General features: G+C 74.0%; 11 protein-coding genes. 6 read left to right on the top strand and 5 right to left on the bottom strand.

Annotated features, from left to right (window positions below):
* Positions 1–16 precede the first annotated feature (16 nt).
* From HHL19_RS23260 to HHL19_RS23245, 4 genes are read left to right on the top strand one after another with little or no spacing between them, the layout of a single operon-like run.
* Positions 17–1,183, top strand: coding sequence for an acyl-CoA dehydrogenase family protein (locus HHL19_RS23260; protein ID WP_169092231.1), 1,167 nt, complete (start codon positions 17–19; stop codon positions 1,181–1,183).
* Entirely contained in the window at positions 1,180–1,968 is a 789-nt protein-coding gene (locus HHL19_RS23255) for an SDR family oxidoreductase (RefSeq protein ID WP_169092230.1), read from the top strand. The genes HHL19_RS23260 and HHL19_RS23255 overlap by 4 nt, the downstream gene beginning before the upstream one ends.
* On the top strand, positions 1,965–2,576 hold the full coding sequence (locus HHL19_RS23250) for a TetR/AcrR family transcriptional regulator (protein ID WP_346768389.1): 612 nt from the start codon (positions 1,965–1,967) through the stop codon (positions 2,574–2,576). The genes HHL19_RS23255 and HHL19_RS23250 overlap by 4 nt, the downstream gene beginning before the upstream one ends.
* Positions 2,577–2,585: 9 nt before the next feature.
* Positions 2,586–3,743 (top strand): acetyl-CoA C-acetyltransferase, encoded by a 1,158-nt coding sequence (locus HHL19_RS23245; protein ID WP_169092229.1) that lies wholly within the window; start codon positions 2,586–2,588, stop codon positions 3,741–3,743.
* Positions 3,744–3,835: 92 nt separating this feature from the next.
* On the opposite strand, the gene HHL19_RS23240 is transcribed toward HHL19_RS23245, so the two are convergent.
* From HHL19_RS23240 to HHL19_RS23225, 4 genes are read right to left on the bottom strand one after another with little or no spacing between them, the layout of a single operon-like run.
* Positions 3,836–4,900, bottom strand: a complete 1,065-nt coding sequence (locus HHL19_RS23240; protein WP_169092228.1) for a nitronate monooxygenase — start codon at positions 4,898–4,900, stop codon at positions 3,836–3,838.
* Complete coding sequence (locus HHL19_RS23235) at positions 4,897–5,682, bottom strand: CoA-transferase (RefSeq protein WP_169092227.1); 786 nt, start codon at positions 5,680–5,682, stop codon at positions 4,897–4,899. The genes HHL19_RS23240 and HHL19_RS23235 overlap by 4 nt, the downstream gene beginning before the upstream one ends.
* On the bottom strand, positions 5,679–6,527 hold the full coding sequence (locus HHL19_RS23230; protein WP_169092424.1) for a CoA transferase subunit A: 849 nt from the start codon (positions 6,525–6,527) through the stop codon (positions 5,679–5,681). Before HHL19_RS23230 ends, HHL19_RS23235 begins: the two co-directional genes overlap by 4 nt.
* 14 nt (positions 6,528–6,541) lie before the next feature.
* Positions 6,542–7,309 carry an enoyl-CoA hydratase family protein gene (locus HHL19_RS23225; protein WP_169092226.1) on the bottom strand — a complete coding sequence of 256 codons (768 nt, stop codon included), beginning with the start codon at positions 7,307–7,309 and terminating at the stop codon, positions 6,542–6,544.
* A gap of 78 nt (positions 7,310–7,387) precedes the next feature.
* Between HHL19_RS23225 and HHL19_RS23220 the strand changes: the two genes are divergently transcribed.
* Together HHL19_RS23220 and HHL19_RS23215 are read left to right on the top strand one after the other, a co-directional pair.
* Positions 7,388–8,167, top strand: coding sequence for an SDR family oxidoreductase (locus HHL19_RS23220; RefSeq protein WP_169092225.1), 780 nt, complete (start codon positions 7,388–7,390; stop codon positions 8,165–8,167).
* Between the two features lie 16 nt (positions 8,168–8,183).
* Positions 8,184–9,095 carry an SDR family oxidoreductase gene (locus HHL19_RS23215; protein WP_169092224.1) on the top strand — a complete coding sequence of 304 codons (912 nt, stop codon included), beginning with the start codon at positions 8,184–8,186 and terminating at the stop codon, positions 9,093–9,095.
* Between the two features lie 102 nt (positions 9,096–9,197).
* Here the strand turns inward: HHL19_RS23215 and argG are convergent, their stop codons facing one another.
* Complete coding sequence (gene argG / locus HHL19_RS23210) at positions 9,198–10,646, bottom strand: argininosuccinate synthase (protein ID WP_169092223.1); 1,449 nt, start codon at positions 10,644–10,646, stop codon at positions 9,198–9,200.
* Between the last annotated feature and the right edge of the window lies 1 nt (position 10,647).

Below are 10,647 nucleotides of genomic sequence, written 5' to 3'. Positions count from 1 at the left end.
AGGTTAACGTACGGCCATGAGCGACGTCGAGGAGTTCCGCAGGGAGGTCCGCGGCTGGCTGCGGGCCCACCTCACCGGCGAGTTCGCGTCCCTGCGAGGCCGCGGCGGCCCCGGCCGCGAACACGAGGCGCACACCGAACGCCTCGCCTGGGAACGGCACATGGCCGCCCACGGCTGGACCTGCGTCGGCTGGCCCGAGGAGTACGGCGGCCGCGGCGCGAGCCTGGAGGAACAGGTCGCCTTCCACGAGGAGTACGCCCTCGCCGACGCCCCCGCCCGCGTCGGCCACATCGGCGAACAGCTCCTCGGACCCACCCTGATCGCCTTCGGCACCCCCGCCCAGCGCGCCCGCTTCCTGCCCCGGATCGTCGCCGTCGACGAACTGTGGTGCCAGGGCTACTCCGAGCCCGACGCCGGCTCCGACCTGGCGGGCGTCCGCACCCGCGCCGCACGCGACGGCGACACCTGGGTGGTCACCGGACAGAAGGTGTGGACCTCAGGCGCCCACGAGGCCGACTGGTGCTTCGTCGTCGCCCGCACCGAACCCGGCTCCACCCGCCACCACGGCCTCTCCTACCTGCTCGTCCCGCTGGACGCCCCCGGCGTCGAGATCCGGCCCATCGTCCAGCTCACCGGCACCTCCGAGTTCAACGAGGTGTTCTTCGACGGGGCCGTCACCGACGCCGCCCACATCGTCGGCGCGCCCGGGGACGGCTGGAAGGTCGCCATGGCCACGCTCGGCTTCGAACGCGGCGTCTCCACCCTCGGCCAGCAGGTCGGCTTCCGCCGCGAACTCGAAGCGGTCATCGCACTGGCCCGGCGGAACGGCGCCGCCGACGACCCGATCGTCCGCGACCGCATCGCCCGCGCCTGGACCGGCCTGGAGACCATCCGCTTCAACGCCCTCAGGATGCTCGGCGGCGTCGCCACCGGAGCCCCCGGACCCGAGGCCTCCATCAACAAGATCTTCTGGGCCACCTGGCACCGCGAACTCGGCGAACTCGCCATGGACGTCTGCGGCGCCGACGGCCTGCTCGCCGCCGGGGAACCGTACGACCTCACCGACTGGCAGCGGCTCTACCTCTTCTCCCGCGCCGACACCCTCTACGCCGGATCCAACGAGATCCAGCGCAACATCATCGCCGAGCGCGTCCTCGGCCTGCCCAAGGAGGCCCGCCCGTGACCGGCACCCCGCCCCCGTACGTCCCCGGCCACGGCCTGCTCGCCGGCCGCTCCGCCGTCGTCACCGCCGCCGCGGGCGCCGGCATCGGCGGCGCCACCGCCCGCCGCCTCCTGGAGGAAGGCGCCCGCGTCCTCCTCTCCGACGCCCACGCCCGCCGCCTCAAGGAGTCCGAGGCCGCGCTCGCCGCCGAGTTCGGCGCCGACCGGGTCGCCGCCCTGCCCTGCGACGTCACCGACGAGACCCGGGTCGCCGCCCTCCTCGACCGCGCCGAGGAGACCCACGGCCGCCTCGACATCGTCGTCAACAACGCCGGACTCGGCGGCACCGCCGACCTCGTCGACATGACCGACGCACAGTGGGACAAGGTCCTCGACGTCACCCTGGGCGGCACCTTCCGCTGCACCCGCGCCGCCCTGCGCCGCATGAAGGCCGCGGGCGCCGGCGGCGTCGTCGTCAACAACGCCTCCGTGATCGGCTGGCGCGCCCAGAAGGGCCAGGCCCACTACGCCGCCGCCAAGGCCGGCGTCATGGCCCTCACCCGCTGCGCCGCGCTCGAAGCCGCCGCGTACGGCGTCCGCGTGAACGCCGTCTCCCCGTCGCTCGCCATGCACCCCCACCTCGCCAAGGTCACCACCCCCGAACTCCTCGAAGAGCTCACCTCCCGCGAGGCCTTCGGCCGGTACGCCGAACCCTGGGAGGTCGCGAACGTCATCGTCTTCCTCGCCAGCGGGTACGCCTCCTACCTCACCGGCGAAGTCCTCTCGGTCAGCAGCCAGCACCCGTGAGACCGGCGCCCGAGCGGCGCCGCCAGCTCCTCGACGCGGCGGCCGAGGTCTTCGCCGCGCAGGGGTACGACGCCACCACCGTCCGCCGCATCGCGGACTCCGTCGGCCTGCTCGCCGGCAGCCTCTACTACCACTTCGACTCCAAGGAGTCGATGCTCGACGAGATCCTCTCCGGCTTCCTCGACGCGCTGTGGACCCGGTACGACGCCGTGCTCGCCGCCCGGCTCGGGCCGCGGGAGACCCTGGAGGCCCTCGTCACCGCCTCGTTCCGGGAGATCGACCGGCACCGCGCCGCCGTCTCCATCTACCAGAAGGAGTCCCGGCACCTCACGGACCAGCCGCGCTTCGGCTATCTCGCCGACGCCCAGCGGAGGTTCGAACGGGCCTGGCTCACGACCCTGGAGGCCGGCGTGGCCTCCGGCGCCTTCCGCACCGACCTCGACGTCCGGCTCACCTACCGCTTCGTGCGCGACACCGTCTGGGTCGCCGCGTCCTGGTACCGGCCGGGCGGACGGCACAGCCCGGAGGAGATCGCCCGCCAGTACCTGTCCATGGTGCTGGAGGGGATCGCCCTCCGCGACGACACCGGACGTACGACTCACGACTGAGGAGTGACCATGGCCGAGGCCTACATCGTCGAAGCGGTCCGCACCCCGGTCGGCAGGCGGAACGGCGGACTCTCCGCCGTCCACCCCGCCGACCTCGGCGCGCACGCCCTGAAGGCCCTGATGGAACGCTCGGGCGTCGACCCGGCCGCCGTGGAGGACGTCGTCCTCGGCTGCCTCGACACCGTCGGCCCGCAGGCCGGCGACATCGCCCGCACCTGCTGGCTCGCCGCCGGACTCCCCGAGGAGGTGCCGGGCGTGACCGTGGACCGGCAGTGCGGCTCCTCCCAGCAGGCCCTGCACTTCGCCGCGCAGGCCGTCCTGTCCGGCACCCAGGACCTCGTCGTCGCCGGCGGCACGCAGAACATGTCGATGATCCCCATCGCCTTCGCCAGCCGCCGGGCCGCCGAGCCCCTCGGCCTCACCGAGGGCCCCTACGCCGGCTCGGCCGGCTGGCGGGCGCGCTACGGCGACCAGCCGGTCAACCAGTTCCACGGCGCCGAACTCATCGCCGAGAAGTGGGGGATCACCCGGCGCGACATGGAGGAGTTCGCGCTCCGCTCCCACCGGCGGGCGATCCGCGCGATCGACGAGGGCCGCTTCGCGCGCGAGCTGGTCCCCTACGGCGACGTCACCACCGACGAGGGGCCGCGCCGCGACACCTCCCTGGAGAAGATGGCCGGCCTCAAGCCGGTGGTGGACGGCGGGCGGATCACCGCCGCCGTCTCCTCCCAGGTCTCCGACGGCGCCTCCGCGATGCTCCTCGCCGGCGAACGCGCCGTACGCGATCACGGCCTCACCCCGCGCGCCCGGATCCACCACCTCTCGGTGCGCGGCGAGGACCCGATCCGGATGCTCTCCGCGCCCATCCCGGCGACCGCGTACGCCCTGAAGAAGGCCGGCATGACCCTCGACGACATCGACCTCGTCGAGATCAACGAGGCCTTCGCCCCGGTCGTCCTCGCCTGGATCGAGGAGACCGGCGCCGACCCGGAGAAGGTCAACGTCAACGGCGGCGCCATCGCCCTCGGCCACCCCCTCGGCGCCACCGGCACCAAGCTCGCCGTCACCCTCCTCCACGAACTGGAGCGCACCGGAGGCCGCTACGGCCTCCAGACGATGTGCGAGGGCGGTGGCCAGGCCAACGTGACGATCATCGAGCGGCTGTAGGTCAGGGGCCGGTGTGCGAGGGCGGCGGACAGGCATGATGCGTCCGCCGGGGTGGCCGTCACCCCGGCGGACGTCGCACGTGGCGCGGGTGCTCAGGACGCGCGGGGCAGGGCGCGGAGCGTGGCCGCCGCCTCGGCCATCACGCGGTCGACGAGCTCCGCGCACGACGGCAGGTCGTCGATGACGCCGGCGACCTGGCCCGAGGCCATCACCCCGGCGTCGGTGCGGCCGTCCACCATCGAGGCCTTCAGCATCATCGGGGTGTTCGCGGCGAGCAGGATCTGACTCCAGGTCAGCTCCTTGCCGTGCTTCATGGCCATCCCGTCCCTGACCATCCGGGACCAGCTCATGCCGGACTCGCGCCGGAACGCCGCCGCGTGCCGCACGGCCCGCAGCAGCGAGGCGGCCCGCCCCGAGCGCTCCAGGGCGTCGACCAGTTCGCTGCGGAGCATCCGGTGCGGCAGCCCGTCGACCTTCGTGGTGACGGTGACGTCCCCGACCGCCGCCGCCAGATAGCGGGCCTTGACCGCGTCGGGCACGGTCGAGTCGGAGGTGAGGAGGAAGCGGGTGCCCATGGCGATCCCGGCCGCCCCGTAGGAGAGCGCGGCGACGAGACCCCGGCCGTCGTGGAAGCCGCCGGCGGCGATCACCGGGATGTCGACCGCGTCCACCACCTGGGGGAGGAGGACGGTGGTGGCGACGCCGCCGGTGTGGCCGCCGCCCTCCGCGCCCTGCACCACGACCGCGTCGGCGCCCCACGCGGCGACCTTCTCCGCGTGCCGGCGGGCGCCGATCGAGGGGATCACGACCACCCCGGCGTCCTTCAGCCGGGCGATCAGCTCGCGCGAGGGCGCGAGCGCGAACGACGCGACCCGCACCCCCTCGTCGATGACGATCCGGACCCGCTCGGCCGCGTCGCCCGCGTCCGCCCGCAGGTTCACGCCGAACGGCGCGTCCGTACGGGACTTGACCTCGCGCACGGCGGACCTGAGCTGCTCGACGCCCATGGTCGCCGAGGCGAGGACGCCCAGCGCGCCCGCGTTCGCGGCGGCCGACACGAGCCGGGGCCCCGCGACCCACCCCATGCCCGTCTGCACGATCGGGTGCCGCACCCCGACGAGGGCCGTGAGGGGCGTCGTGATCGTCGCGTCGCTCATGCCCGGACCTCGCGGTCGCGCAGCCCCCGGGGGTCGATCTCCTCGCGGATCAGCCGCAGTTCCTCCGCCGTGGGCTCCCGGGTGTACGGCACCTCTCCGGGGACGACGAGCGCGAAGCCGGTCGCCTCCCGCACCTGCTCGACCGTGACGCCCGGGTGCAGCGCGCGCAGCCGCATCGTGCGGTCCGGGGTCTCGAAGTCGAGGACGCCGAGGTCGGTGACGACCTCCGGGATCCGGTGGAAGCGGGTCGCCGAGGGGCCGGCCGCCGCCGCCCGGTCGTAGCCGACGCCGCAGACCATGTCGACCCGCTCGACGAAGACCCGCCGCGAGTGCCGAGGAACCCAGTAACTCGTCGGATTGTTCAGGGTGTTGACGGGTGCGCCGCGCACGCCGAGGAGCTGGCGGGCCGGCCGCTCCCAGTCGCCGACGCAGCTGATGTTCTGGTTGCCGTGGCGGTCGAGCTGGCTGGCGCCCATCATCACGTGCCGCCGGCCGGTGGCGACCAGGGCCAGGTGCTGCCGGTACGGCAGCCAGCCCTCCACCACCCCGGGCGCCGCGCCGACCGCCGGCACGTCGCCCATCAGGAGCGCCTCGCCGTCGGTGAGCAGCAGGTCGGGGGCGAAGGTGAGCCGGGCGAGCCGGGCGCCGATCGTCGGCACCGTCCCCATCGGACTGGCCAGCACCTCGCCCGCGTCCCGCCACGCCTCGGCGCAGGCGACCACGCAGTACTCGGCCCGGGTGGCCGCCGCCGTGGTGGTCGCCTCGGTTCCGGTGCCGCTCATGCTTCCTCCTCGTGGAACGCCGCCACGGCGGCCTGGTACGCGTCCTCGTCGCCGGACAGGAACCGCGCGGTGAACTCCCGCCACTTCTCCGGGTCGCGGGCCGCCTCGACGTAGTGGCGCTGGAAGGCCTCGTCCCGGTCGTGGTCGGGGACGCAGGAGGTGAAATGCGCGCCGCGGGGCGCCTCGACGACCCCGTCGACGAAGGCCCGCTTGAGGAGCAGCGTCTGCGGCCCGGCGTCCTTGAGCAGTTCGGAGCTCTCCACGATCCGCTCGCAGGAGACGTACGCCGAGTCGGCGGCCTCGCAGAAAAGGTCGTCGAAGTACGGGTCGGGGCCCAGGTACTGGCCGTTGCCGTGGACGTCGGCGCGGTTGAGGTGGACGAGCGCGGCGTCCAGGCGCAGCGCGGGCACGGCCACCAGCTCCTCGCGGTCGCCGTACGGCGAAGTGACCGTCCGCAGACCGGGGTTGACCGTCATGACGTCGGAGGCGAGCCCGGCGCGGACGGGCATGAACGGCAGCCGGTGCACGGCGGCCGTGAGCCCCCACATCATCATCGCCTCGTCCAGCTCGACCAGTTCGAAGGCGCCGCGCTGCCGGGCCGCGACGAAGTGCGGCTCCAGCGGGACGGAGTCCAGGGTGGCGAAGGCGGCGACCAGCTTGCGGATCCTCCCCGCCGCGGCGAGCAGCCCGACGTCCGGTCCGCCGTACGAGACCACGGTCAGGTCCGTGAGGTCCGAGCGCAGCAGCGCCCGTACCAGTGCCATCGGCTTGCGCCGGGAGCCCCAGCCGCCGATGCCGATCGTCATCCCGCTGCGCAGCTGCCCCACGACCTCGTCGGCGGTCATCGTCTTGTCCCTGCTCACGCCTGCTCCTCCTCCTTCTGCGTCCGGTCCGTGCCGAAGGCGTCGCGGACCTCGTCGGCGACCCCGCTGAGGTTGGCCTCGAAGGTGAAGCCCTGCTCGAAGCGGTAGGCGCGCCGCACGTCCACCGGGTCGATGCCGTTGATGGCCGCCTTGGCGAGGCGGAGGAGCCGGCCGTCCTTCGCGGCGATCTCCCGGGCCAGCTCCAGGGCGGCCGTACGCAGCTGTGCGCGCGGGACGACCCGCCACACCGAGCCGTGCCGGCGCAGCTCCTCGGCGGTGACCGTGCGGGAGGTGTAGTACAGCGTCCGCATGAGGTGCTGGGGGACGAGGCGGGCGAGGTGGGTGGCGGCGCCGAGGGCGCCCCGGTCGAGCTCGGGCAGGCCGAAGGCGGCGTCCTCGGAGGCGACGATCGCGTCGGCGTTGCCGGCCAGGCCGATGCCGCCGCCGAGGCAGAAGCCGTGCACGGCCGCGACGACCGGCACCGCGCAGTCGTAGACGGCGGAGAAGGCCTCGGCGCAGCCGTGGTTGGCGCCGAGGATCGCCTCGGGGCCGGTCGCGCGCTGGAGCTCCTTGATGTCGACGCCCGCGTTGAAGCCCCGGCCCTCGGCGGCGAGCACCACGCAGCGCACCTCCGGGTCGGCGCCGGCGGACCGGACGGCGGCGGCGAGGTCGTACCAGCCCCGCACGGGGAGGGCGTTGACCGGGGGGAAGTCGACGGTGACGACGGTGACGCCGTCGTCCGGTGCGGAGGTGGAGACACTCATGGGCAGATCAGCTACCTTTCCACCAAACGTTTGTTAGGTGGAAGATAGCAGCGGTTCGCCCGCTGCGGGAGGTGTCCCTTGGCCGTGACCATCGATCTGTCCGGCTCCGTCGCCGTCGTCACCGGCGGCACCCGGGGCGTCGGCGCCGGGATAGCCCGAGCCCTGCTCGAAGCCGGGGCGGAGGTCGTGACCTGCGCCCGGCGGGCCCCCGACGCGCCCGTCACGGCGGGCGGCCGCACCGCCCGCTTCCTCCCCGTCGACCTGCGCGACCCGGCCGCCGTGACGGCCTTCTTCGAGCGGGTGCGCGACGACCACGGCCGCCTCGACACCCTCGTCAACAACGCGGGCGGCACGCCGTACCGCACCCTCGCCGACGGCGACGCGGCCCAGCACGCCCGGGTCGTCGAGCTGAACCTCGTCGCCCCGCTGACCGCCTCGCTTGCCGCGTACCGGGTGATGCGCCGGCAGCCGGCCGGGGGTTCCGTCGTCATGGTCGGCAGCGTCAGCGGCACCCGCCCGTCACCGGGCACCGCCGCGTACGGCGCCGCCAAGGCCGCGCTGGAGAACCTCGCCCGCTCCATGGCCGTGGAATGGGCCCCGCTCGTCCGGGTCAACACGCTCGTCCTCGGCATGGTCCGCACCGAACTGTCCCACCTGCACTACGGCGACGAGGACGGCATCGCCGCCGTCGGCCGCACCGTGCCGCTCGGGCGGCTCGCCGCGCCCGCCGACGTCGGCGACGCCTGCGTCTTCCTCGCCTCCGAGCGGGCCGGATACGTCAGCGGCGCGGCGCTCCACGTCCACGGCGGAGGGGAGCGCCCCGCGTTCCTCGACGCCGCCACCGTCAACCACCCCTGAAAGGCAGGACCCTGACATGACCGGACTCTGCGCGGGACGCGTCGTCGTCGTCACCGGAGCGGGCCGCGGACTCGGGCGGGCGCACGCGCTCGCCTTCGCGGCGGAAGGGGCCAGGGTCGTCGTCAACGACCTCGGTGTCGGACTCGACGGCACCGGCGGCGGCGCGGGCCCCGCCCAGGACGTGGTCGACGAGATCGCGGCGGCCGGCGGCGAGGCGATCGCCCACGGTGGCGACGTCGCCACCGCGGGGGGCGCGGCCTCGCTGGTCGCCGCCGCCGTCGAGGGCTTCGGCCGCCTCGACACCCTCGTCAACAACGCGGGCTTCCTCCGCGACCGGATGCTCGTCAACCTCGGCGAGGACGACTGGGACGCCGTCATGCGCGTCCACCTCAAGGGCCACTTCCTGCCGCTGCGGCACGCTGCGGCGCACTGGCGCGCCGAGTCCAAGGCCGGGCGCACGCCCCGGGCCCGGGTCGTCAACACCAGCTCGGGCGCGGGGCTGCTCGGCAGCGTCGGCCAGGGCAACTACGCGGCGGCGAAGGCCGGGATCGTGGGCCTCACGCTCGTCGCGGCGGCCGAGATGGCCCGGTACGGGGTCCAGGTCAACGCGATCGCCCCCGCCGCGCGGACCCGCATGACCGAGCGGACCTTCGCGGACGCGATGGCCGCGCCGGCGGGCCCCGGCTTCGACGCGATGGCCCCCGAGAACGTCTCGCCCCTCGTCGTCTGGCTCGGCTCCGACGCGGCGGCGGGGGTGACGGGGCGGGTCCTCGAGACGGAGGGCGGGCGCATCACCGTCATGGAGGGGTGGCGGCCGGGCCCCACCGTCGACAAACGCTCCCGCTGGACCCCCGAGGAAGCCGGCGAGGCCGCCCTCGGACTCCTCGCCGCCGCCGCACCTCCCCACCCGGTGTACGGCAGCAGCTGAAGCCGCCCGCCGCCGTCTCGCCGGGGCGACCGGGTCCCCCGCACCGGAAGGAGGGGCGGCCTGGGGCCGCCCCTCCTCGGGTGTCGCTCGGAGTGCCGGGGACTAGTCGGTGCCGGACTCCATGGCGGCGCGGTCCAGCGCCGTCTCCTCGCTGTCGGGGGTCTCGCCGCGCGAGGCGATGACCTCGGCGCCGCCCTCGGGCATCGAGCCGATGAGGCCGGTGGCGGCGGCCTGCGCGGCGCCGATGGCGGGGCCGCCGGTGCCGATGAGGCCCAGGCCGGCGTACTGCTCCAGCTTGGCGCGGGAGTCGGCGATGTCGAGGTTCCGCATGGTCAGCTGGCCGATCCGGTCGAGCGGGCCGAAGGCGGAGTCCTCGGTGCGCTCCATGGACAGCTTGTCCGGGTGGTAGCTGAAGGCGGGGCCGGTGGTGTCGAGGATCGAGTAGTCCTCGCCGCGCCGCAGCCGCAGGGTGACCTCGCCGGTGACGGCGGCGCCGACCCAGCGCTGGAGCGACTCGCGGATCATCAGCGCCTGCGGGTCCAGCCAGCGGCCCTCGTACATGAGGCGGCCGAGGCGGCGGCCCTCGTTGTGGTACTGGGCGAGGGTGTCCTCGTTGTGGATGGCGTTGACGAGGCGCTCGTAGGCGGCGTGCAGCAGCGCCATGCCGGGGGCCTCGTAGATGCCGCGGCTCTTGGCCTCGATGATCCGGTTCTCGATCTGGTCGGACATGCCCAGGCCGTGCCGGCCGCCGATGGCGTTGGCCTCCATGACCAGGTCGACGGCGGAGGCGAACTCCTTGCCGTTGACGGTCACCGGGCGGCCCTGCTCGAAGCCGATCGTGACGTCCTCGGGGGCGATCTCGACCGACGGGTCCCAGAACCGCACGCCCATGATCGGGTCGACGGTCTCGACACCGGTGTCCAGGTGCTCCAGGGTCTTCGCCTCGTGGGTGGCGCCCCAGATGTTGGCGTCGGTGGAGTACGCCTTCTCGGTGGAGTCCCGGTAGGGGAGGTCGTGGGCGACGAGCCACTCCGACATCTCCTTGCGGCCGCCGAGCTCGGTGACGAAGTCGGCGTCCAGCCACGGCTTGTAGATCCGCAGGTGCGGGTTGGCCAGCAGGCCGTAGCGGTAGAACCGCTCGATGTCGTTGCCCTTGAAGGTCGAGCCGTCGCCCCAGATCTGGACGTCGTCCTCCAACATCGCCCGCACCAGGAGGGTGCCGGTGACGGCGCGGCCCAGGGGGGTGGTGTTGAAGTAGGCGCGGCCGCCGGAGCGGATGTGGAAGGCGCCGCAGGTGAGGGCGGCGAGCCCCTCCTCGACCAGCGCGGCGCGGCAGTCGACCAGGCGGGCCACCTCGGCGCCGTAGGTCTTGGCGCGCCCGGGCACCGAGGCGATGTCGGGCTCGTCGTACTGGCCGATGTCGGCGGTGTACGTGCAGGGGACCGCGCCCTTGTCACGCATCCACGCGACCGCGACGGAGGTGTCGAGACCACCGGAGAAGGCGATGCCGACGCGCTCGCCGACGGGAAGGGAGGTGAGAACCTTGGACATG

The sequence above is a fragment of the Streptomyces sp. R302 genome (assembly GCF_012927245.1).
GTDB lineage: Bacteria > Actinomycetota > Actinomycetes > Streptomycetales > Streptomycetaceae > Streptomyces.
The sequence above is the reverse complement of the archived record's forward strand: the minus strand, read 5'-3'. Positions and strand labels throughout refer to the sequence as shown.

Excerpts from the sequence above, each read along its gene's own strand:
- HHL19_RS23235 (WP_169092227.1), bottom strand. The coding sequence starts at position 5,682 with ATGAGCGGCACCGGAACCGAGGCGACCACCACGGCGGCGGCCACCCGG.
- HHL19_RS23225 (WP_169092226.1), bottom strand. The coding sequence starts at position 7,309 with ATGAGTGTCTCCACCTCCGCACCGGACGACGGCGTCACCGTCGTCACC.
- argG (WP_169092223.1), bottom strand. The coding sequence starts at position 10,646 with ATGTCCAAGGTTCTCACCTCCCTTCCCGTCGGCGAGCGCGTCGGCATC.
- HHL19_RS23215 (WP_169092224.1), top strand. The coding sequence starts at position 8,184 with ATGACCGGACTCTGCGCGGGACGCGTCGTCGTCGTCACCGGAGCGGGC.
- HHL19_RS23245 (WP_169092229.1), top strand. The coding sequence starts at position 2,586 with ATGGCCGAGGCCTACATCGTCGAAGCGGTCCGCACCCCGGTCGGCAGG.
- HHL19_RS23230 (WP_169092424.1), bottom strand. The coding sequence starts at position 6,527 with ATGACCGCCGACGAGGTCGTGGGGCAGCTGCGCAGCGGGATGACGATC.
- HHL19_RS23260 (WP_169092231.1), top strand. The coding sequence starts at position 17 with ATGAGCGACGTCGAGGAGTTCCGCAGGGAGGTCCGCGGCTGGCTGCGG.
- HHL19_RS23240 (WP_169092228.1), bottom strand. The coding sequence starts at position 4,900 with ATGAGCGACGCGACGATCACGACGCCCCTCACGGCCCTCGTCGGGGTG.